Genomic DNA, 21,707 nt, shown 5'->3' on the forward strand with positions numbered 1-21,707 from the left:
CAATGGCGATGAATAAAATTCAGTTTCAGGCAGGCCTGTCACTGCATGAATTTCTGCATCAATATGGCACGGAAGCACAATGTGAAGCAGCATTGTTTGCTGCGAGGTGGCCACATGGCTGGAGATGCCTGCGCTGCGATGGGGAGCGATATTCCTGTACCCATAACGGCCGCAAGCTATGGGAATGCCTGGATTGTGGCTACCAATGTTCTTCAATTGTCGGCACCGTGTTTGAAAATACTAAATTACCGCTAAGAACCTGGTTTCTGGCCATTTACTTGATGACGCAAAGCAAGAATGCGGTCAGTGCATTGGAACTCAAACGTCAGCTGGGGGTAAGTTACAAAACGGCATGGTCGATCAAGCATAAGCTGTTACAGACCATGCTGCTGCGCGAAGAGCAACGCCGTCTGGATGGACGCGTGGAGGTTGACGATGCTTATCTGGGAGGTGAAAGGCCGGGAAAGCGCGGGCGGGGCGCGGCAAGTAAGACGCCATTTGTAGCGGCAATACAAACAAACAGCGAGGGGAAGCCACTTTATATACGCTTGACTCCCGTAGCGGGTTTTACATATGAAGCGCTCAAACAGTGGTCGGCTGAATGTCTGTCATCTACTGCACGAGTCGTATCTGATGGTTTGGGGTGTTTCGGGGCGGTTACGCATACAGCCGCGCAGCATGAGCGCCATATTGTGGGAAGTGGCAAATCTGCTGTGCAGCGTGCCGAGTTTCGCTGGGTCAATACGCTTCTTGGCAATCTCAAGACTGCCTTCAGCGGAACCTACCATGCATTCAATCACGCCAAGTATGCACAGCGCTATCTTGCAGAATTCTCCTATCGCTTCAATCGCCGTTTTGATTTGGCTGCCATGGTGCCGCGATTGCTGCGCGCCGCCGCAACGACAGAACCTCTTCCGATCGGTATATTGAGAATTTCTGAGATAGGTAACTAATCAGGAATGGCTTTACAAATCCCGTGAAGAAATCTCCACAGGAATAGGTATTTTAAAAAAGGGGACGCTACCCTTTTTCGTTGGACTCAGCTATAATTCATGAATGCCAGAACTAAGCAGAGCTGTATTTGCCGGGATACCGTATCACATCACGCAGCGAGAAACCCGGCGAGAAAGAATAATATAGAGTAGCTTCCCCCTTTTTTTCCAAGAATACCACTCATGCCATCTCATCAGTCAATTCTGCCCCCACCCCGTCTAACTACTGAAGAACCCGACTCCTTCGCTGCTTTTTCACTGGAAAAGCGGTTACCTGTCATTCTTGGCAAGCTTATAGATAACGCTGACACACCTGTCTTACACGCTTTGCAGCAACTGGCAACAGAGATGCGGGAAGGAAAAATCACCACCTTACCGCCAGTAATTTTTGGCACACTTGATCAGATAATCAAGCCGTACAGCGGGCGGCGCTGGGCAAACATGCCGTTTCTTACCGTCGAGCTCTATTTCTACGCACGGATTTTGCTGGCCTTCGGTCATAGCACGGCCACGCCGGCCGATCCTTTCCAGCCAGCTAAAGAAGCAGCCAACTTACAGGCCATCGAATCGCTTGCCACACTGGCTGAGTATTGTGATCCCGACTGCGATATCCACAAACTGCTGCGCCGGTCAGTCATTGGAAACACAGCTGATCTCAGTCAGCACATCATCCCGAAAGCTGATCAGGTTTCGCTGCTGGTTGATGAGAGTGATACCGCAACAAAGTTAATTGCTTCCGGAATGCGGCGGATTGATCTGGTGTTTGATAATGCCGGAATGGATGTACTGACAGACCTGCTGCTGATTCGCAGGATCAGCAGCTACTGTTCACACATCGTTGCGCATGTCAGACCTTATCCGATGTTTATTTCGGACATGACTATGATCAATATGGAAAATCTGATCGAAAAACTGGGAATTTCATCTATTCCGGCAGCACGTAAACTGGGGGCAGATATTACGCAGTTGTTACGTCAAAATCAGCTGACACTGCGCACCAGTCCTGCATTGGGATTACCTGCCAGTTTTTATGCGGATGAAACACTTACCCGCGAAACTTTTGAGAATGCAGAATTGGTTATTTTCAAGGGAGACTTGAATTACCGTTATTTTGCTGGTGATCGACGCTGGCCGCACACCACAGAAAAAGATTATTTTTTGCAGCGTTTTGGCCGGTCAGCCCTGTTTTTACGCACACTCAAATCAGAAGTGCTGGCTGGCCTCACACCTGAAGTTGTCGCGAAAACCTCCACGCTTCAACCAGACTGGCTCACCTGCGGCCACTACGGCATCATTCAGGTTTTTACCGAATAGCAGGAACAACAATCATTGCAACAAGCAGCCACGAAAAGAACATCAATGTCGCTGTCACAACCGCTTTGAACTGCCATATACCTGATTTTTTAAAACCATCACCCGAAAGATGCTCGAAGGATGGTTCCTGAAAATCTGATTCAGCAACCTGTTTGTCTTTGGTCTCGGCTTTAATCAGAAAATCCCTGGATTTGGCTTTCAAAAGCAGTTTTATCGCTTCATTCTGCATGCGCTGATAACGATTACGTTCCGTTACGAGGCTGTTGTAATTCTTCTTGCAAAAGCTGATGGCATACGAGTACCAGAGCACCCCATAAATGGCACTTATCAGAAATAATATGACAAGAGGCCCGAGAAAGCTCCCCATAGCCATTGCTACCTGCTTCACTTTATTGGCATTGGCCAGACTCACCATCGCAATACCCGCTACAAATGTCCAGACACTTAATGTGAGTCTCCATTCAACCGTTTGCAGCACTTCTACACGCTTGAGATGCAGCTCTGCAATCTTCAAATACAATTCTTCCCGGTTCATATCATTCCCCAAAAGCAGATCGTCATGAGTTTACCTGAATACCGGCAACCTGCTGAACACGGGCAAGTGAAACAGGCTAAATCATATTAAACAGTGTCAGCTCGGAACAAAAAAGGTATCGTCCCCTTTTTTTATCGCACCCAATTCAATAGTTTTCTGGCAGATGATTGCGTCGTATTTGTCTGCATGATTTGTCTGGTTGTTATAATATTAAATAAATTTAACAAAAGCATATATAGCATCTATATGATTAGAATATTTTTTATCGACTTTATCAGGCAGGAAATGTCTTATATATTGCTTTAGGCTTCAAAAATCCACCGCCCGCCATGACTACGCACGAACTCGATCTTCTGGACAACGCGTTAGATAGCTTAACTGAAGCTCTCGCCAAGTTTGAAGAAGGAGATAATGGCGAGCCCAAAGCGTACAAATTTGCAGTATTGCATATGGCTCACTTCATCGAGCTGATATTCAAACATCACATCGCGAGTAAGCATCCTTTACTAATTTATAAGGACATTTTCGCCGCAAAAGTAGACAAGAACAAGACCATAACGCTTTGGGATGCCATAAATTTCATCAACAACGAAACGGCCGACACAGTGTCGCCCACACTCAAAAAAGACTTGGAGTGGCTTAAGCGCCTGCGAAACGATATCGAGCACCATAAGTTCAAGATGGAAGTGCCGGAAGTCCGCTCCACAATTGGTCGGCTATTCCGATCTGTATCTGAATTCCTGGAAGATCATACAGATATTGAGCTCGAGTCATTAATTCCCGAATCACTCCTGGAAACTTTCCAGCTACTATCTGATGAATACGAGTTCAAGCTTCGAACAGCTTTAAAGGAAGCGGAAGAGTTCGAGGAAGCGAATCCACCTGATCCTGATCTTGATAGTCCAGACGCACTGCCTCCGCGCCTAGATTGTGAAAATTGTGGCAATCCAACTTTAATACGAAACGAGAAGTCAACGACCGGATATCGCTGCTTAGTCTGCGATAACGAAGATGGTGACAACATTCCGTCAAGTTGCGACATATGCGGAGTACTAGCCACCCAGGGCGAGCTGGAAGGCTGGGGGTTGGAGGATGGCAACTACGAGTACCGCTGCTATTATTGTTCTGGCCGTTATCACGCTGACAAGGATGCCTAAACTGAGACCCAACCATTCGCTCAATCGGATCCGTAACGGCGCACTGCTCCGCTCCGGTCCGTTTACTTCAACGTTATGAGGAAGGATTAACCGAATGAAACGAGAAGAAATACTGCTTGTTTATGACCGAGAGTGTCCTGCCTGTAACGCTTACTGCCAAGTAGTCAATATTCGTGAAAGTGTAGGGGATTTGCGCATAGTCGATGCGCGAGAAGACAGCAAGGTTATGGAAGAGATTACATCCCAAGGTCTCGACATCGATCAAGGAATGGTACTAAAGATGGGCGGGCAACTTTACTACGGTGCGGACGCTATTCATGCCCTGGCACTCATTGGCAGCAGATCAGGGATATTAAATCGAATGAACTATTGGATGTTCAAGTCAAAAACTGTCTCATCAGTTCTGTATCCCATACTTAGGTTTTGTAGAAACCTATTACTAAAAATACTGGGTAAAACAAAAATCAATAATCTAAATATAGAAGGCAATGATAAGTTCTAACTGCCTCATAACAAACGCATGCAACCAGACGCAGTAAAGTTTGCCGGGGTGCCGCATCACATCGCGCAGCGAGGAAACCGGCGGGAAAGAATAATATAGGACAGCGTACCTTTTTTCTAAATTGCCGACAACGCCTGATTCTGGGTAGAACTGGAAACATGACGCCGGGTAGCCAGATAGGTCAGAAACCTCTCAACCTCAGCAACACCCATCTCCGTTGGATGACGCACATCATTAAAAATAATAAACTGCTTGATCCATAAAATATAGGTACTTTCTGTACTCAGGCTATAGTGTTTGAAACGAATTTTATCGCGCACCTGATCCAATAGTTTTCTGGCAGATGATTGCATCGTATTTGTCTGCACGATTTGCCAGGTTGTTATAATATTAAATATGTTTAACAATAATTATAGACAGTTGGTATATGGCTATAAGACTTTTTATCGATTTTATCAGACAGGAAATGCCGTATATATTACGTTAGGGCTCGCGTTCAATAAGGGTAATCATGTCTGATCCGACGACTGCGCAAATCTTCGTAACACTGAGTGCGTCACTACTGTCTGGCCTTATTGGTCTCGGCATTTCGACTTGGCACTATCGCCGCTTCGAAGTACGAAAGGCAAAACTGGACACGCTCAAGAAAGTCATTTCAAACCGATACGACCTCCAAGGGGATGAATTCTCAAGAGGCCTTAATGAGATTGTCCTCGTGTTCAACAAGTCACCTTCCGTGATGAAAGCGCTGGCTGCATTTCATGGGAAAGTTGTAACACGGCAAGATGTCGAGGACGCTTTACTCGCCTTGCTAAAGTCGATGTGCACGGATCTCGGAGTTGGCTATGAACAATTCAATGATTCATTCTTCCTCAAACCCTTCAATACAAGGATGTCTAGTCTTTAGCCCTAACCCAGCGCTAAAGCGGACCTCGCGCCTGCGGCGCTCGGCCGCTGAGCTCAGGCGTTGGGCGTCATGAACAAAATTTCTATATTCACTCTGGGGGTTCGTGGTGTTGCGAGATTCTATCTGGCACGATTGCGAGAGCATCTTTGGTGGAAGCCCGCCCTAAGTTGTGTTTTTTCGATTTTGGCTGCATTAGTTGCAGGGCTTGCTGATCAAATTGACGTAACTGGGGCATTACCGGATATTAGTGAGAAATCGATTGAAGTTCTTCTCACTGTTATTTCGGCCAGTATGCTTGTAATCGCCATGTTCGCTGTTGGAGCAATGTTGTCAGCCTACGCTTCAGCGAGCACCTCTGCCACTCCGCGATCATTTCCTTTGGTTGTTGCTGATGATATGTCGCAAAATGCCCTATCGACCTTCATAGGTGCATTCATCTACAGTATCGTAGCCTTGGGCGCGCTTCTCAATGGTTTTTACGAGCACTCTGGCCGATTTGTGCTGTTTCTTGTCACGATTTTCGTATTTTCTCTCGTGATTATCAGTTTCGTTCGGTGGGTAGATCGCATCGCAAGGTTAGGTCGTCTCGGCAACACCGTAGACAAGGTTGAGGCAGCGACTGATGCTGCGCTTAGAGCACGTGCTCGACTGCCGGCCCTGGGCGCGAAAGTTGCTACCAGAATTGAGCAAGAAGGGACACCCGTTTTTACAAAGTCCGTCGGATACATACAGAACATTGATCTCGCCAAGCTGCAATCTGTGGCTGAGCAGATTGATAGTGAGATCAGCGTCTGTTTGATCCTAGGTTCCTTTGTAAGTCCGGGTGAGCCGCTTGCGTATATATCCAAAGCTGATCTCTCAGAGGCCCAGGTTTTGGACGATGCTGCGGAAGCCTTTGTAATAGGCGGGAATCGAACTTTTGAATCGGACCCTCGATTTGGCCTTATCGTCCTGTCAGAGATTGCTAGTAGAGCTCTATCGCCCGCCGTAAACGATGCCGGCACCGCCATCGGCATTATTGGAACGCTTGTTCGTCTTTTCGTCCGCTGGGCGCAGGCGTGTGAGAGAGAGGACGATCACACTGTGGAGTTTGATCGAGTCGCGGTTCCAATAGTTTCTCTCAACGATATGTTCGACGATGCGTTCAACGCGATTGCTCGGGATGGCGCGGGTTCAATCGAGGTAGCAATCAGGCTACAGAAAGCATTTAAGTCGCTCGCGAAACTCGGGCATAAGGAGATGGAACAGGCGGCAATCGCGCATGCGGACCATGCCCTCAAGTACGCGAAACACTCGCTACAACTGCCGGCAGAATATGCGTTGGTCAAAAAGCTTTCGATTACGACAGCTCGAAAGTAATTCAAAAAATGACGCCCAACAAATAATTCAGGCGTTCCCTAAGCGCTCCGTATATAAATGCTAATACGCGGAGCGCCATTTTGGGATACTGCATCACATTACGCAGTAAAAAGACCGGCGAGAAAGAATAATATGGGGTGGCGTTCCTTTTGAATGCGTGTTGATAAAATTCGCACTGCAGAATTGAATCTGACGGTCATGTGCGGTGCCAATATTTTTTATTTGATCTGGTCTTGTTTAGCGCTCTAAATTGTTAGAGACGTCCATAAGTTGGACTATGCATCCATTTTAAAAGCGTCGTATACGACACCGGTCGGCTGAAGTAATATCCCTGCTGCAAATCGCAATGATGATCGAGCAGGATTTGCATCTGTCGTTTTGTTTCCACGCCTTCTGCAATGATTTCCAGATTGAGATTTTCTCCTAATCCTATGATCGCTTGCGTGATCATGAAGTCATGTGAGTTTTGGCCAAGTGCGCGAATAAAAGATTTGTCGATTTTCAGGGTGTCGATAGGCAGATCACGCAGCAGACTGAGCGACGAGTAACCCGTACCAAAATCATCCAGCGCGATTACCACGCCCAGTTTCTTGATTTTGCCCAGCACCTCTCGGGCGAGTGGAATATTGTTGACGATTGCATCTTCGGTAATTTCCAGAGTCAGTGAACTCGCGGGTAATCCAGTCTGCTGCAATGCCTGCGAAACCACCTGCGCAAAACCTCCAAACAACAGTTGACGCGGATTGACATTGACCGAGATGCTTATCGGTCTGCCCAGTGACTGCGACAGGTTATGGGCAGCAAGACACGCGGTCAGCAACACCTGTTTTCCTAGTTGTTCAATGACGCCAATTTGTTCCGCAAAAGGTACAAAATCGCCCGGGGTCAGAAATCCACGCACCGGGTGTAACCAGCGAACCAGTGCTTCGATATGTAATACGCACTGTTGTCTAGCATTCATAATCGGCTGATAAAAAACCTGTAGCTGGTCATCAGCCAGAGCTATTCGTAATTCCTTCTCAAATACGAGCCGATCACGCGTCCAGACAACAGATAATTCCGGAGAATAAAAGCTGAAATTATCACCACCGGAATGTTTGGAGTGATACATAGCGGCTGCGGCGTGTTCCAATAACGTCTCGCCCTCGTCGCCATTCCGGGGGCAGAAGCTGATTCCTATGCTTGCCGTCATAAAAACATCCTGATCATCAACTACAAACGGCCGTCGGATCACTTCCAGTAACCGCTGCGCCAGTTGCACCGCAGTATCCGTGCTGACTTGCTGACAACTCACTAATACCACGAATTCATCGCCGCTCCAGCGTGCCACACAATCAGAATTATTCGGTATTTCCTGCATTCTCTGCGCCACTTTGCGCAACAACGCATCTCCTGCACGGTGACCGAGTGCATTATTGATTTTTTTAAAATTATCCAGTGCCACGAACAGAATGATAACGCCCCCATTACGGGCTTTTGCTGCCGATGCCAATTCATCAAACTGGCTTAGCAGTAACAATCGATTCGGTAACCCGGTCAGTAGATCGTGGCTTCCCAGATTGGTCACTTTCTGCGTCAACTCAATATTATCGGTCATGTCATTGATGGAAACCACAAACCCCATCAGTTTGTTCTGCTCATCACGTATCGGTTGGCGAGTCAGACGTATCGTTCGTTTCTGGTTGTCTGCTGTTTCCAGATAACCCTGCATGGCAAACTCATCCGGTTTATCAGATATAAAATCGTTTTTACCAGACTGTAAAGTGGTGGTTTGGCCTGCAGCTTTGAATGGAAGCACTTGTTGTAACGATTCTCCCAACAACAAACTTTGATGAACTCCTAGAATTCTTTCAATACTACTGTTCACGGTAACAATCCGGTTATCGGCATCAGTCGTAATCACCCCATCATTAACGGATTCCAGGGCAGTATTGGCGTATACATTGACAGCAAACAATGTGTGAATGTATTTATTGATACGGTGCCAGTTCCACAGCGGATAAATCGCCAATATGCCCAGCAATGCGGCTGCAGGAGGAATCCATACCTGCAGCCAGCCAAGCACAACACCGGCAACAGCAAGACTACTCGCAAGCATGACCAGCAGTAGTGGCGACGAAAAGACCCTGCTCAACAGCACGGCCAGGATAAGCATCGCCAACACCCAGGCGACTGAAACCAAACTGGCGACAGTAGCAGATACCGGATATATCATCCGGCCATGTCGCAGCATTTCAAAGACGTTTGCATGCCATTCCACACCACTCATCGGTTGATGGTCGCCGGAAGAAATCGGCGTAACAAACCTTGATCCCAGGCCATTTGCCGTCACTCCCACGAGGATGACTTTATTTTCAAGTTGCTTTAGAAGAGACGTATCGTAGAATACCTGTGCATAGGAAAACTGCTGAAAAGTCCCTGGTGGGCCGATATACGGTATCAACGTTTCCTGTGAACGAACCCACCTGCCGATACTTTTTGGCGATTCTGTGATCAAGTGTGAAGCCGAATATTCGCCCCGATGCAGAATTTTGTGCAGCAATACCAGCCCAATAGTCGGCCATTGGGGAGCGTTGATGCCTGCATACAAAAAAACTCGTCTCGCCACACCATCACGATCCAGTTCAACATCAGCATGTCCAAGCGCGGCACTGAGGCGGAAAGCTGCTAGTGGTTCGATGGCATAGGTTTGCTGTGCCACGGGATCCGCCGCTGGCACGACCGGCAGAACCACTGAGCCATGCGTGGCAATAGCAGCTGCCAGCAGCGTATCAGCCAACGGATTTTGAGATTCCGGCTCAGCAAACAACACATCCAGCAGAATGATATTGTTACCTGTTTGCGCGAGCCGATTGATCAATTCGGCATGGATCTCACGCGACCATGGCCAATGACCAAAGGCCTGCAGGCTTCTTTCATCGATGGCAACAATCGCAATTTCTTTATCTGGGACGGTTTTCTGTAGTGAAATGTACGTATCGTAAAAAGCCCAATCCAGCCGTTGTAACGTTTCAGAGAAAGATAACAACCAGACAATTGCCAGTAGTAACAACGCACGCCACACCATAGACTGAGGGAGGACGGAGCGATCCAGAGGAAATATCACAACAGTAGCAGTAATGGCAGCAGTAAAATCATCAGCCAGTAAGGCGTGGCATACGGAATATCGACAGATTGGGCAGCACCATAAGGTCCTTCAAATCCATCTGTCTCGATTGTTTTGGTCCGCAAAAAATACTTGCCACCTTGTGGACGCGGCAGGGTAATGAAGGTATCCGCTGTTTCCTGATCCAGCAATACCTGGCTGAACTCCTTATCACGCGCTAACTGGATATGAAATCTCTGCCCTTCGGCGGCAGCGCGCCACGAAAAAGTGATACTGGATTTATCTACTTCCAGCTTTTCCAGAGATGGGCCTGGAACGGGTACCCGGAATGTCATTGGATCACTGAATGGCCCAGCTCCTTCTTCAGCGGAAACAGAGGCAATTCGCCAGAAATATTCACCTGGAATCAGATTATCTTGCAAGTGCAGGCTGTTTTCCACAACTTCACCCGAAAATATCAGTGGTGACAAAAATTCTGACTCACGGCTGATATTAACCAAATAATGTGATGCTGCTGATTGTGTCGCCCATTTTAATACGGGTTGCTCGCCGGGCAGAATGCTGCCGGGTTGAGGAGTAATCACAAAAGGTGGTTCTGGCCGGGCATTGAGGGTAAATGCTTTGACCGCATCATAGCCTTCGAGGCTGGATATATCGATTGCACGTACACGCAACCAGTAGTTACCATCTGGCAGATTCCCTTCACGAAATGGCAGCGTGGTGGTCGTAAATTCGGTCAGCATATGTTCAAATTCAGCATCTCTTGCAATTTGTGCACGATAGGCCTGCGCACCGGTAATCGCTTTGACGGGAATGATGAGGGGCAATTGCTCGAATAATTCAGGAGTCATTGACAAATCAGGTGCGGGCAAGAGCTTTACTGGAGGCAAAGGCGGCATCCCCTGCGAAGTGACCGAGCCTTGCCCTTTGTCAACATTAACTGTTTGCTGTTCGCCACTCACCTGGAGCGCACCCGTCAATACTTCACTGGCAGTGACCGCACCTTCTTGCAGGACGCCAACCCGGAATTCGGTGCCACGTACTGAGCTGATCGCAGAAGGAGTTTTGATGCGGAAACGTGAGTCTGTCTCGGAGTTTTTCGGAACGATATTTTCAACGCGCCCATACTTAAGTTCCACGGCAGTATTGATCAAACCAAGATCACCGAAAATTTTCAAATCATGCAAACGTATGCAGCTATTCTCCTGAACCCGTAGGCGTGAGCCGTCGGTAAACTCGATAGTGACAAAACTATCCGCTTCACTCTGGATTTCATCACCGACAAAAAGCTGCAAATCAGGCTCTGCCTGCAGAATTCTCTGAGAATTACCACGTTTGACCACTGCATTGCCATGGAGACTGGCAATGCGCGCGCTGGTGGATTGCCGGATAGTCCATTCCAGCGGAATACGAATTTTTTTCCCGGGCGGAATATGATAAGGATCCTGCACGCCATTGAGTTGCTGCAACTGCCGTATATACTTAAAACTTTTCAGGTGCCGCTCAGCGAGATTCCACAGATTGTCACCTGGTCGAACTGTATAAACCCAATCATCTGCCAGCAAACAAGAACCCTGCAACAACAGACAAATTGTCAGCAGTCTCAAGACCATCACCACACGTCTTCGCATAAGCCACCTTTTTCGGTCTCGTCAACTGAGTTATCAAGAATCCTCAGCAGGCTTCTTTGCATTATTATCATCGGAGCCCCCGTACTCGACCGCATAGTAATGCTGTCGTCATTGAGAGACGATTCTAACCCGATATAATCTTGAACGCTACTAGCAAGTTAAGCTACCACGACATTATCTCCATCAGGTTGATTAAAGGAAGCGAATCGATATCTAATTTAATCATTCGGAAAAGCCCACAATATAAATGCTCCGTTAATCAGAAATGCTTGTGTCATGCCAACTCAAAATGCTGGGGCTGTTGCGAAAAATTGTGACTAAACCAAGGCATTGTAACCGTCCAACCCTACCATCTACGCAATCATAATTTTCGGTATTAAAGGGGATGCTACCCCTTCTTATTGCATTCAGTTATAACCATGAATACCAAGACTAAACAGAACTGCATTTGCCGGAATACCGCATCACATCACGCAGCGAGGAAACTGGCGAGAAAGAATAATATAGGGTATCGCCCCCTTTTCTCTCGCGCCTTCTCGAAGTATTTCCTGCAATAGATCGTTTTGCTCTGGTTTATTCAGCTTGAAAATATTACTATTTGTCATACGGTGTTTCCCTGTCTATTGGTTGATCTACCTAGATCTTTACCAACAGGCTACACCGCTTTCTCCTATACTGGCATACACCAGAAATGATCGTACCTCCACCCAAAACCTGCTAAGGATGATGCTATGAATACTCCTGAAAATTCTCTGACAAAAGAACAGATCACACACTTTGCGCAACGGATCGATGCACGCAAGAGCCTTTTGCTTGGTGAAATTCGCCAGGTACTGGCACGCTCCCGCAACGAATACTATGTCGATCTTATTGGCGGAACCGGTGATTCTGGCGATACGGCGACAGCTTCCTTACTCCGCGACATCACCGAGGCCGAAGTCATTCGCGATATAGGTGAGGTGCGCGATATCGTTGCTGCTGAGGATCGTATCGCAGCCGGGAAGTACGGCTTGTGCATCGACTGTGAAGAACCTGTCCGCTACAAAAGGCTGGATGCGTATCCGACTGCCAAGCGCTGCTTTACTTGTCAGGTACGCCGTGAAAAATTGCTGGCACCATCTCCTTACACAGGTCGATAGATAGTTAACGAGTGGGATCGATCTGCTTTTGGGGCAAATCTGGATAAATTTACTCCCAAAACACTGGTAGTTGTTTTACCAAACGATAAGGCAAGACTCATTTTTAGTAAAAAATGGAGGCACTATGCACAGTATTGAAAAAGCAATTATTGCAACAGAAAAACTGCCAATAAAGCTGTGGCTGGGAGCCGATCAAATTAGAGAAGGGAGCGTTGGAGCAGGCGTACAATCTAGCCAACTCGCTATTTGCCTTTAATCATCTCGCCATTATGCCCGACACTCACGAAGGCTGCGGCATGCTCATCCAAAATATACGCTTTACGTCTAATGCGACAGAACTGTTTATTTTTCCTATACACCTAACCACCACGAGGACATCATGGCGATCAAATTTGGTATCAACGGCTTCGGACGAATCGGTCGCTGCGTTGCACGCATTGCGGCTCAGAACCCTAGTGTCGACCTTGTCGCAATTAACGATCTGACAAGCGCCGAGCAGCTCGCGTACCTCTTTAAATACGACTCAACGCACGGCAAATACGCGGGCGTGGTCAGCAACACCGAAAACTCGATCACTGTCGACGGTGACAAGATACGCGTTTTTTCTGAAAAAGACCCTTCCAATATTCCATGGGGCGAGCTTGGTGTGGATTATGTGCTGGAATGCACGGGTATTTTCCGCAACAAAGAGCAGGCTTCGAAACACATCGAAGCTGGCGCAAAATTTGTGCTCATGTCGGCTCCCGGTAAAGGCCTCGATATGACTTTTGTGTTGGGCGTGAACGAAGAATGTTTCACTCCTGATATGACTGTGATCGACGTCGCGAGCTGCACCACCAATTGCCTGGCTCCAGTTGCAAAGGTCCTGCATGAAAACTTCGGTATCCAGAACGGCCTCATGACAACAATTCACTCGTACACAAACGACCAGGGCCTCCTGGATGCACCGCATAAGTCAGACTTCCGCCGTGCTCGCGCAGCCGCAGTGAACATGGTCATCACCACCACTGGCGCAGCCGTTGCCGTGACCAAGGCGATGCCTGAGCTCAAAGGCAAACTTGATGGCATGTCGGTTCGCGTTCCAACGCCCAATGTTTCGTGCGTTGATCTTGTCGCTACCTTCGAAAAGCCTGTGACGGTCGAATCCATCAACGCTGCAATGAAAAAAGCCGCGCAAACGACTTTGAACGGCATCCTTGCTTACACCGAAGACCCGGTCGTCTCGACAGACATGATGAATGACCCTCATTCATCGATCTTCGATTCGAGAGCGACCATGGTGATCGGCACACATATGGCCAAGACCATCTCGTGGTACGACAATGAATGGGGTTATTCGGCTCGCATGATCGACGCGCTTCTTTTTGTTGACAACAAGCGGAAATAATCCATGATTGCCACTGGTATTCCATTTATCGACCAGCCTGAGCTGGCCACGCACTCCGCCAACCAATGTGATGGTCGAACGTTTCAACGGGCGTATTGCTGACGTATTCAAGAGACGCATCGATTCAATAGCACTGAAGATCTGAAACAGACCTTGATGCGTTATGTCAGTCTGTATAACCAGCAACTACCGCAGTCTGCTCTCAAGAGTAAAAATTCAATTCGGGCCATGAAAGACTGGTATAAAACTCATCCCCATCTCTTTCATGAAAAACCAAACAATCATCCGGGACAGGATAGGTACTACTGAATCCGCAGTAAGACGCCCGAGTGATATCCCCTCGGGCGTCTTGCCGTTTAGAAGCGGAAAACTGCTGCTGCACCTGTGTTGGTAGGCATGCGCTCAGCAGGTACCATCACCACTTCACCGCCGGTCTTGAGCACCAGCTCGCCCAGATCGTCCAGCAGATCATTTACTTCGGGGTCATCCAACTTGCCAACAGTCACTTTGCCGGTGTCGGCATTGATGTGGCCTGGAGCGATCCGGTCGGCCTCGATCAACAGCGTGGCTACGCGCCCTTCTACGGCGGCTTTGGCAATATCGTCCAGCAGATTAGAGCCTTGGGCCTTGCCAGTAGCGACGCCATAAGCGTCGACAAAGCCCGCCAAGCGATCGAGGTAAAACGGCTGGATCAGTTGCCATGCGCGCTCACGCAGTGCGTCGGTCGACATGGCATCGGGGTGCACATCCAGAGCATCTTTCAGCAGGTGTGGATTCTTGCTGATCGAGCGGAATAAGTTGTGGTGCTCGGGCAGCGCTGCCAAGATCAGGCCCATTCCGCTAGACTTATCATAGCGATGCATTACAGCCTGATCAACAGCACGGAAAAACTGCTCGGTGTCGCGATCGCTCAGCGACTGCTTAACGTCGGTGCCTTGCCAGGCGGAATTGCCAGAAGGACCATAAGCTCGGTGCGCGCCTTCACGGCTGCCTGCGTCTTTGCCAAGCATTTCTTCAGCCGTCCCTGCCGCGCCATCCACGTGAGAAACATCAATCAGGTTGTCGCGGTTACCCTCAAACAGTTTAAAGCTGTTGCGGCTCAGTCCCAAAATCTGGTAATCGTCGGCCGATTGCGTGATGCGCATCAATGGCTTGGTATGAAAGCTGTCGGCCACCACGACCAGGTCGGCCACCGGGCGTGGCAGACGATAGACGCGAAACATCCCCGGTGCAGCCAGCACCGCCAGGCCATCGGTCGTATGGTTCCAGAACGCAGCATCGTCGGCCAGAGTATGAAACTGCTCAAGCAGCGGCATCACTTCCCGCTTGGGGTACTTCTGGCGCAGCGACTCTTCCAACTCTTTTACCAGATTGCGAAAGCGGATCGGGTCTTGCACGTTGTCGGGATGCAGCCGGTGCGTCGTCTGGTACAGCGACAGACAAGGCACCTCCTTGTTATGCAGCAGAACGTCTGGGTAGTCATGGCTCAAAGAATTCATTGTGGAACCTTTCAAAAATGGAATTAAAAAACAGCTTTGAAGTGCTGCAGCATGAATGGGTAGACAGATTTTACAGTCAAAATAACTAGAATTTAAATCGTCAATACTATTTTTTTATAAAAAATACGTTAGATTACAGAATACCAACAATGAAGAGGATTTTGTGAAGCTAATTGAAGAATATGGGGATGTAACAGGATTTTTCAAGATTTCTTTGCCTTGAGAAAAATAAAAGCTGTCTCTGTGTCAATTAATGATAAGTCGAATCTCAAGAAAGTAATTGGCATTCATCAATATTGATTATGGGTGTGTGTAACGATCCAGTAAAAACCTGCTCAGATGATAATGGAGAAAAGACACCGTGAGCATCAAGATAGAAGACGAAAAAAAGGGTGGCGTCCCCTTTTTTGCCTTTTTTTGAATACCTTCGCATCCAAATCTGTCGATAGTACCGTTACGCAATTAGCCGTTGAAATGAAAGTGCTGATCGAGCAGATGCGTGAGCAGATTCAAAATATCGAGTAGATTTTCTGCCCATCCAAGAACGTCTAAGAAAATATGTTATTTCCCTGTAAATACAGGGATTTTTTTATTCCCCCCATCCAAACAAGCTGGCAGCTGTCCGCTGCAACGATTTGTGCACGCCCAGCATGGACATGAACCAATGAGGTAAAAATTCGCTGTAGAAAGGTCACCATCCTGAGCGATTTATATCGCTATTAGATGCCAACGGATTATTCAAATAACTTTAGATATTTGGCAGCGAAAATACCAATAGATGCCAATATTATTAAAGTTGCGCGCATGACAGGTTGCTCGAACATGGGTTCAAAAGCACCCTTATTGACGTTGTTTATCCTATTAATAACTTCATCGACTTCTGTTTTTTTTGCCCTATTAATAGCTGCATCGACTTCTGTCTTGCAAGAAAAACAATCTTTACCCAGGTTTTCGGCGCACTTAATGACGGAACGCTTAAGGTGTCCTGCCTCATTTCGAAGCATAAAACCTGCAAAAAAGAGTAATGAGATGCTTGCAGCAAAGGTGATGCCCTTGCTAAGCGGGAACTCCTGATTATCAAAATATGCAGTTCTGGCAAATAACATCAACATAATACAAAGCATCGGAAAATAAATAAGCCTGTCGACTTTCAACGTTCTTCCTGCGACCAGGTCGATAATCTGTTCGAGTGACCTAAGTGAATCAACTTTATTTATTCTTGCGTCATCAAATGTCTTTAAGTCATCCTCTTTTTTTAGTGTAGTTTTATCAACGAGCAGGGGATGCTTCGTACGCAGCTTTTGAATCCAGAAATAGTTCAGCCTCACAGCATCCAGTATAAAAAAGAGCAGTATCATGATCACTACAAAACTAATTACCCCTACCCAGGCAGCCCAGTCACAAGTGTCGCCCCGGCATGGTGATGGCCAGGGCGGCAGTAAGTAAATAAGGAGGGTTTCAATAATTGCAAAGCATAGCCATATTGCGACAACACGATATGCACGGTGCTCGAATTGGCCGTAGGCACAATATTCCTGCCATAGGTCCTTTAACCCAAGGATATTAGGATTTCTTTCTGCCCAATTTTTGATATCTCGAAAATTTCCTTTTTCATCCTCAGATGTCACTAAATAGGGGATGGTAAGAAGCAAAAGAACCCCGAGGCAAGCGTCGAGCTGAAGTTCTGATGGAGATACGTCATTTTTTGCATAAAAGAAACCAGATAGTATAAAAATCAGGCTAGGCCACCAAGCTACCCCCCCGTCCACTGTATTTGAAACAGTATCAAAGTATTGTCTATTTATGTATTTAGAATTGTCCTCAAGAATACGTTTCGTAGAAAAGATAAATGCGCATGCCAGCAAGGTCGCAATGATTTGTATGAATACGGTAGGCCAAAGACTGATGCCATCCTTAAAACTGAGCGGCTCTCCTAACGTATCTATAGTAGCAGCGTAAGCGATGGGAAATATTATGAGCGAACCAAAGAACAACCATCCAATTAAATAATTGGAATTGGGACGTACTTGCCAAAGAAAAAAGATAAGAACAAGGGTAATCCCACCCAGCAGCCCTAGTTGCTCTGTGGCTTGTTCCTGAGCATTATCGAGAGGGTCAATAGAACTTTCGTCATCTTTCTTCTGCTCATCTTTCTCTTGCGCCAGAAGAACAGGACCGTTACGACCGATTTCAAAAATTTTAGGTTCAGGTTTTTTGTCATCGTTTTTAACATCATCCTTGAAGAGCTTGATAGTATGGTAAAAAATGTTGGTCTGTTGGCTATCCCGAAAGCCCGGAAAATGTTCCTGATATTTTGGACCAAGCCGCAGATTGAAGTGTGAGGCGACCACTAGGTTTCTGACCGCTTGCCAATGCTGCGGAGAAAACATTTGCGCATCCAGATCGGTTGTAAAAACCAGAATCTCAGGCATTTTTGCCCGCAATGCTTCAAGGATTCGCAGTTTGTCATTAAAATCGCTGCCAAAAATGCCTACAGCCTTTATCCCGCTATCGCGCTTGTCTATATTTATGTCATTATGAGAATTTTTAATTTCCTTTGCCAATCGATGCAAGTAATCCACTTGACTTGGGCCAACGGGTAATGGCGATGGATTATGTAGATCGATAACAGCACGGCGTTCAGCTTGTTTGCTGGCTGCTTGATAATCCCCATTTTTATCTTGTTTATCAATTATTGTCTGGTTGGCATCCAGACCTTTTAGATAGAAAACGTTTTTTATTTCGCTTATTATTTCGCTTATTTTACAAGGAGGTGGCTGCGCATTCATAACAGGTGGCTGCGCATTCATAACAGGTAACCGCGCATTCATAACAGGTATATGGCAAGAGGAGCGCTCGACGAAATGCTTACTTATATGTTCAAGGAAGTTGTTCGCCAAATTGCGTGCATCTTCTGAACCTTGTTCTGTAATAATACCGACTTCAGATGATCTGAAGATATTACGTAGATTGAGTTCCTTAGCTAGATTTTGAGTTAGATTTTCAGTAAGTGCTCCAAGTGCTTCGTCGCTGTTGAGATATGGGACAAAAGAGATATTATTAATGAATGCTACTGGTGCTTTTATCTGCTTCTGATAAATGATGTTGTTCAGATCATAAATATAGACCTTATTACTTTTATCTATAAATTTTCGTAGATTCTCTGACACATAAGTGAGCTTATCCTTATTAGTAAATATCTCGCTATTCATCCAGACAACAACAATATCTGGTTTAGATTCCTTATAGAAACGTTCCCAGCGCGCATCATATTCATTACCACTAACATTCTTTTGATTACCGCTACTATTCTTTTGACTAGAGAAGAAATGCAAACGGTTTGGTTCGCGAGGGCGATAGCCTGATTCTATTAGTCCTGCAATGACTGCGTAACGATACCTGGTTCTAATTTCCTTATTTTCCAATGTATTGGGAGCTTTTAACACCGGAGCCAATATTGTTACGTAATCTTTTTTGACTGTTTCTCCATTTTGCATATCTTCTGCTTTGTCACTAACGCATGTAGTAGAAGATTGATCACCTTGTGTACAAGAATTTAAATCGTACTCGAAAGGATCCTGCCATAGCCAGCTTTCATAACCGTACCCGGTAATACGTGGGTCTTGATGTTGGACGTATGGATCAAGAGGGCGTGAGTTCTTGATTGGGCTGTCATGCCACATCAAAAATGTAAACATAACGAGCAAAGCCACTCCCGCGAGGGCTAGGTCAGGCTCTTTTATTGGAGGCATCATTTTGTATAGCTCCTGAGTATCGCCAGATATTGGGCACGGCGGCGTGATCAGACGACCATTAATCCACCAAGCATAACAAAATCAATGTAGTGAGCTTGGCCCGGTTTTTCCGGAGATTTTTTAGTTTGAGTAAGCGTTATCAGCTGACTCCCCCAATTAGCAATAATATGCCACTTCAATTTTGTTGGTGGGATATTTTCAATCAGCTCCAGCAGCCTGCCATTGTTTAACCAGTCAAACCCACTTCAGGGTGGCAAATTCCACTTCATTGATGTTGCGCCATGGAGCACGATGCCGTATGACTTCTGCCTTATATAGGGCTCTGTCTCAAACGCATTAAATACAAAATGGTGGGGATTTTGACGCGAGAATCTTTGTTAAACTTCATAACATTCCTTTGTAATATTTTTAATCAGGAATGTGCTCAAGCAAATCGCTCAGCGGACAGTTAAATAACTCGCACAGTTTATCCAGCGCTTCCAGGTTTACCTTTTTTGGTATCCAGAAAATTAGAGCAAACAGAGTAGCGCCCGTTAAATTCCGAATCGGAAGGTTTGCATCAGCAGCGGCTGTATGTCTACCTTCCTCGGTACACGCTCTCCAGCAAACATCCGCCTCGGATCAACCGTAACAAATCCCCAGAACTGTAAAAAACGTTCTATAAAGCGTGACTCAATGCGCATGCCGAGTTGCTCTTGCGGTGTACGGTATTCGCTACTTGGGTACTGGCGAACTAAATCAGGGAATGCGGTAGCAACCTCTTCAATCAATTGATCAACTGAGCTATGGCTTTGCAGTCGCCATAGCATAAACAGCCAGTATGTGCGTAAATCAACATCGTCTTCCCAGCCATCGAGGTAACCCCAGTTATACTTGGTAATTGCCGCATCTAACATGGGCAGGAAAAAGGCTTTAACGCCATGAGTTTGAAACTGCTTTTGCGCCTCTTTTTTAATATGAAAACGGCCACTTCTGTGGCAAATAATGCCGGCAATTTCCGCCAGGATACGGGTGTAGTGCAGTGCGTTAAATCTATCCTCATTACTGCCCATATACTCACTGATGCTGGGCATAGTCTCATATTCAGCCACCGCAAATTCAGGCAACAAATCACAGGCTTGTTTCACCAGCTTTGCCGGTAAGTTACCTCCACTGGTTGCTTTAAATGAACCCTCCTGCTGCATGGCTTCATCAAGAATTAACGCTAAATAACGCATGACGGGACTGCTTGATAAGTTGTCCGGTATGCTGATTGTTACCCAAGCCAATTCATTGAACGGCGCATACAGCCAGTTGGCCATTTGGGTTGACGAAAGGCCACAAAAATCGGGGTCAGGCTGAGTATTACGCTCGTGCATCTGCTGCTCAGCAACCAAGTTGAGTTCATCAAGGGTCAGATTGGGGTTCATTGCCACGATTTGTGCAATCTCATCGAACACTTCAGCGTGCTGTTTTGAAACGCTGTCAATACAACAATGTTTGTATTTTTTATCACTGCCACAGGGGCAAGGATCGTTCCGGCCAGGTTTCATTTTTTCCAATGCTAACTGCTAAGATTGGTTAATAGCCAAGGGCAAGTGATGGGCAGTTTGGTGGGCAAGGCGGCGTTTTTGACGGGCATTCATACGCTAATTTATTGAGTCTATTAAGATATCGCCTGTTATTTAACGAGCAAAACCAAAATATTGAATAAAATCAAATCATATTTTCAAAAACGGAAATGCTCTCATCTTCTGAATTTCCACCAGAAGCCGGCTGCTATCAGTAGTATCACGATTAGCCAGTTACCATAACGCCGCATCCATTCTGCCGGGTTCTTCTGTGCAAAAATCTGGATTTCAGCAAGATCGACAATTTTTGCTCCTGTTTGACCCTCATTTTCCGTTTGAAGATGCAGTTTTATCGATATTGTGTGGCGTCCGGATTCATTTGGTGTAACGCTCCACGCCCAGCTGGTTTCATCATAGCTGGTATAAATCTGTGGCTGTGGGCCATGTGGCTCAAATGACAGCAGTGCTGTCGTCAGCTCTGCCTGCATTTCTGGATACACTCTCCCTTCTATGTGCTGTATTGATACCCCGGCAGGTGATTTATCCACAATCCTGTTAATACGTTGCGCGAGTTTGTCCGTATCCAGCTGCAGGGTAATAGTGAAGGGCTCATATTGCTTGATTTCGGCAGGCAGACTCACAACCGAGCCATCCACCGGCAGTTTTGTCATGACGAGTGAGTTAAATTGTTTATCACCAAACCAGGCATGCGCGATGAGATTCATGGTGTACGGTACAAAGAGGATGGCCACCAGCAAACATGGTAATAGCAGGGAAAAACTGATTAGGGGTCTACGCATATTATCTCCAGTTATATCCAGTCAGGGTTCTCCTGATTCGGGCATATGACAAGTCGCGTTCCTGCGAAAGCAGG

18 protein-coding genes and 3 pseudogenes are annotated in these 21,707 nt (G+C 46.7%); 11 read left to right on the top strand and 10 right to left on the bottom strand.

Annotated elements, in window-relative coordinates; translation table 11 throughout:
* The first annotated feature begins 2 nt into the window (after positions 1-2).
* Both NSMM_RS02340 and NSMM_RS02345 read left to right on the top strand, forming a co-directional pair.
* A complete protein-coding gene (locus tag NSMM_RS02340; RefSeq protein WP_090284233.1) occupies positions 3-953 on the top strand; it encodes an IS1595 family transposase in 951 nt (316 codons plus the stop codon).
* 222 nt (positions 954-1,175) lie between these two features.
* Positions 1,176-2,306, top strand: coding sequence for a damage-control phosphatase ARMT1 family protein (locus NSMM_RS02345; protein WP_090284235.1), 1,131 nt, complete (start codon positions 1,176-1,178; stop codon positions 2,304-2,306).
* Here NSMM_RS02345 and NSMM_RS02350 read toward each other — a convergent pair.
* Complete coding sequence (locus tag NSMM_RS02350; protein WP_090284238.1) at positions 2,296-2,841, bottom strand: hypothetical protein; 546 nt, start codon at positions 2,839-2,841, stop codon at positions 2,296-2,298. The two genes, NSMM_RS02345 and NSMM_RS02350, sit on opposite strands and share 11 nt — an antisense overlap.
* A 329-nt stretch (positions 2,842-3,170) precedes the next feature.
* On the opposite strand from NSMM_RS02350, the gene NSMM_RS02355 reads away from it, so the two are divergent.
* Together NSMM_RS02355 and NSMM_RS02360 are read left to right on the top strand one after the other, a co-directional pair.
* Positions 3,171-3,998, top strand: coding sequence for a hypothetical protein (locus tag NSMM_RS02355; RefSeq protein ID WP_090284240.1), 828 nt, complete (start codon positions 3,171-3,173; stop codon positions 3,996-3,998).
* Between the two features lie 94 nt (positions 3,999-4,092).
* Positions 4,093-4,500 (top strand): DCC1-like thiol-disulfide oxidoreductase family protein, encoded by a 408-nt coding sequence (locus NSMM_RS02360; RefSeq protein ID WP_090284242.1) that lies wholly within the window; start codon positions 4,093-4,095, stop codon positions 4,498-4,500.
* Positions 4,501-4,616: 116 nt separating this feature from the next.
* Here the strand turns inward: NSMM_RS02360 and NSMM_RS02365 are convergent, their stop codons facing one another.
* The gene (locus NSMM_RS02365; protein ID WP_245654651.1) at positions 4,617-4,868 is read right to left on the bottom strand and encodes a phage integrase N-terminal SAM-like domain-containing protein; all 252 of its coding nucleotides are present in this window, start codon (positions 4,866-4,868) and stop codon (positions 4,617-4,619) included.
* A gap of 143 nt (positions 4,869-5,011) precedes the next feature.
* Here NSMM_RS02365 and NSMM_RS02370 point away from each other — a divergent pair, with 143 nt between their 5' ends.
* On the top strand, positions 5,012-5,407 hold the full coding sequence (locus NSMM_RS02370; protein WP_090284247.1) for a DUF6680 family protein: 396 nt from the start codon (positions 5,012-5,014) through the stop codon (positions 5,405-5,407).
* A 69-nt stretch (positions 5,408-5,476) separates the two neighbouring features.
* Positions 5,477-6,766 carry a DUF2254 domain-containing protein gene (locus NSMM_RS02375; protein WP_090284257.1) on the top strand — a complete coding sequence of 430 codons (1,290 nt, stop codon included), beginning with the start codon at positions 5,477-5,479 and terminating at the stop codon, positions 6,764-6,766.
* A 253-nt stretch (positions 6,767-7,019) separates the two neighbouring features.
* On the opposite strand, the gene NSMM_RS02380 is transcribed toward NSMM_RS02375, so the two are convergent.
* From NSMM_RS02380 to NSMM_RS15490, 3 genes are all read right to left on the bottom strand, one after another.
* The gene (locus tag NSMM_RS02380) at positions 7,020-9,872 is read right to left on the bottom strand and encodes an EAL domain-containing protein (RefSeq protein ID WP_143001831.1); all 2,853 of its coding nucleotides are present in this window, start codon (positions 9,870-9,872) and stop codon (positions 7,020-7,022) included.
* Positions 9,869-11,503 (bottom strand): FecR family protein, encoded by a 1,635-nt coding sequence (locus NSMM_RS02385; protein ID WP_090284261.1) that lies wholly within the window; start codon positions 11,501-11,503, stop codon positions 9,869-9,871. Before NSMM_RS02385 ends, NSMM_RS02380 begins: the two co-directional genes overlap by 4 nt.
* A gap of 464 nt (positions 11,504-11,967) precedes the next feature.
* Positions 11,968-12,108, bottom strand: coding sequence for a hypothetical protein (locus NSMM_RS15490; RefSeq protein ID WP_176753825.1), 141 nt, complete (start codon positions 12,106-12,108; stop codon positions 11,968-11,970).
* A gap of 126 nt (positions 12,109-12,234) precedes the next feature.
* On the opposite strand from NSMM_RS15490, the gene NSMM_RS02390 reads away from it, so the two are divergent.
* The 4 genes and pseudogenes from NSMM_RS02390 to NSMM_RS16340 form a co-directional block, all read left to right on the top strand.
* Complete coding sequence (locus tag NSMM_RS02390; RefSeq protein WP_090284263.1) at positions 12,235-12,642, top strand: TraR/DksA family transcriptional regulator; 408 nt, start codon at positions 12,235-12,237, stop codon at positions 12,640-12,642.
* A gap of 124 nt (positions 12,643-12,766) precedes the next feature.
* Entirely contained in the window at positions 12,767-12,898 is a 132-nt protein-coding gene (locus NSMM_RS16725; protein ID WP_281200867.1) for a hypothetical protein, read from the top strand.
* A 123-nt stretch (positions 12,899-13,021) separates the two neighbouring features.
* Positions 13,022-14,029 (top strand): type I glyceraldehyde-3-phosphate dehydrogenase, encoded by a 1,008-nt coding sequence (gene gap / locus NSMM_RS02400; protein ID WP_090284265.1) that lies wholly within the window; start codon positions 13,022-13,024, stop codon positions 14,027-14,029.
* Positions 14,030-14,066: 37 nt separating this feature from the next.
* Positions 14,067-14,338: pseudogene (locus NSMM_RS16340) on the top strand (integrase core domain-containing protein); the annotation flags it as partial.
* A 275-nt stretch (positions 14,339-14,613) separates the two neighbouring features.
* Here the strand turns inward: NSMM_RS16340 and NSMM_RS02410 are convergent.
* A pseudogene (locus NSMM_RS02410) lies at positions 14,614-15,528 on the bottom strand (baeRF3 domain-containing protein); the annotation flags it as partial.
* A gap of 420 nt (positions 15,529-15,948) precedes the next feature.
* Here NSMM_RS02410 and NSMM_RS16345 point away from each other — a divergent pair.
* A pseudogene (locus NSMM_RS16345) lies at positions 15,949-16,053 on the top strand (endoribonuclease YicC domain-containing protein); the annotation flags it as partial.
* Between the two features lie 209 nt (positions 16,054-16,262).
* Here the strand turns inward: NSMM_RS16345 and NSMM_RS02420 are convergent.
* The 4 genes from NSMM_RS02420 to NSMM_RS02435 form a co-directional block, all read right to left on the bottom strand.
* Positions 16,263-19,283 (bottom strand): hypothetical protein, encoded by a 3,021-nt coding sequence (locus NSMM_RS02420; protein WP_090284269.1) that lies wholly within the window; start codon positions 19,281-19,283, stop codon positions 16,263-16,265.
* A 408-nt stretch (positions 19,284-19,691) separates the two neighbouring features.
* The gene (locus NSMM_RS16840) at positions 19,692-19,829 is read right to left on the bottom strand and encodes a helix-turn-helix domain-containing protein (RefSeq protein WP_090284336.1); all 138 of its coding nucleotides are present in this window, start codon (positions 19,827-19,829) and stop codon (positions 19,692-19,694) included.
* Positions 19,817-20,815 (bottom strand): YecA family protein, encoded by a 999-nt coding sequence (locus NSMM_RS02430; RefSeq protein ID WP_090284338.1) that lies wholly within the window; start codon positions 20,813-20,815, stop codon positions 19,817-19,819. Before NSMM_RS02430 ends, NSMM_RS16840 begins: the two co-directional genes overlap by 13 nt.
* Before the next feature lie 194 nt (positions 20,816-21,009).
* Positions 21,010-21,633 (bottom strand): hypothetical protein, encoded by a 624-nt coding sequence (locus NSMM_RS02435; protein ID WP_090284271.1) that lies wholly within the window; start codon positions 21,631-21,633, stop codon positions 21,010-21,012.
* Positions 21,634-21,707 lie beyond the last annotated feature (74 nt).

The sequence above is a fragment of the Nitrosomonas mobilis genome (genome assembly GCF_900103035.1).
In the GTDB taxonomy this organism is placed as follows: Bacteria; Pseudomonadota; Gammaproteobacteria; order Burkholderiales; family Nitrosomonadaceae; genus Nitrosomonas; species Nitrosomonas mobilis.

Excerpts from the sequence above, each read along its gene's own strand:
- NSMM_RS02340 (WP_090284233.1), top strand. The coding sequence starts at position 3 with ATGGCGATGAATAAAATTCAGTTTCAGGCAGGCCTGTCACTGCATGAA.
- NSMM_RS02345 (WP_090284235.1), top strand. The coding sequence starts at position 1,176 with ATGCCATCTCATCAGTCAATTCTGCCCCCACCCCGTCTAACTACTGAA.
- NSMM_RS02350 (WP_090284238.1), bottom strand. The coding sequence starts at position 2,841 with ATGAACCGGGAAGAATTGTATTTGAAGATTGCAGAGCTGCATCTCAAG.
- NSMM_RS02355 (WP_090284240.1), top strand. The coding sequence starts at position 3,171 with ATGACTACGCACGAACTCGATCTTCTGGACAACGCGTTAGATAGCTTA.
- NSMM_RS02360 (WP_090284242.1), top strand. The coding sequence starts at position 4,093 with ATGAAACGAGAAGAAATACTGCTTGTTTATGACCGAGAGTGTCCTGCC.
- NSMM_RS02370 (WP_090284247.1), top strand. The coding sequence starts at position 5,012 with ATGTCTGATCCGACGACTGCGCAAATCTTCGTAACACTGAGTGCGTCA.
- NSMM_RS02375 (WP_090284257.1), top strand. The coding sequence starts at position 5,477 with ATGAACAAAATTTCTATATTCACTCTGGGGGTTCGTGGTGTTGCGAGA.
- NSMM_RS02385 (WP_090284261.1), bottom strand. The coding sequence starts at position 11,503 with ATGCGAAGACGTGTGGTGATGGTCTTGAGACTGCTGACAATTTGTCTG.
- NSMM_RS15490 (WP_176753825.1), bottom strand. The coding sequence starts at position 12,108 with ATGACAAATAGTAATATTTTCAAGCTGAATAAACCAGAGCAAAACGAT.
- NSMM_RS02390 (WP_090284263.1), top strand. The coding sequence starts at position 12,235 with ATGAATACTCCTGAAAATTCTCTGACAAAAGAACAGATCACACACTTT.
- NSMM_RS16725 (WP_281200867.1), top strand. The coding sequence starts at position 12,767 with ATGCACAGTATTGAAAAAGCAATTATTGCAACAGAAAAACTGCCAATA.
- gap (WP_090284265.1), top strand. The coding sequence starts at position 13,022 with ATGGCGATCAAATTTGGTATCAACGGCTTCGGACGAATCGGTCGCTGC.
- NSMM_RS02420 (WP_090284269.1), bottom strand. The coding sequence starts at position 19,283 with ATGATGCCTCCAATAAAAGAGCCTGACCTAGCCCTCGCGGGAGTGGCT.
- NSMM_RS02430 (WP_090284338.1), bottom strand. The coding sequence starts at position 20,815 with ATGAAACCTGGCCGGAACGATCCTTGCCCCTGTGGCAGTGATAAAAAA.
- NSMM_RS02435 (WP_090284271.1), bottom strand. The coding sequence starts at position 21,633 with ATGCGTAGACCCCTAATCAGTTTTTCCCTGCTATTACCATGTTTGCTG.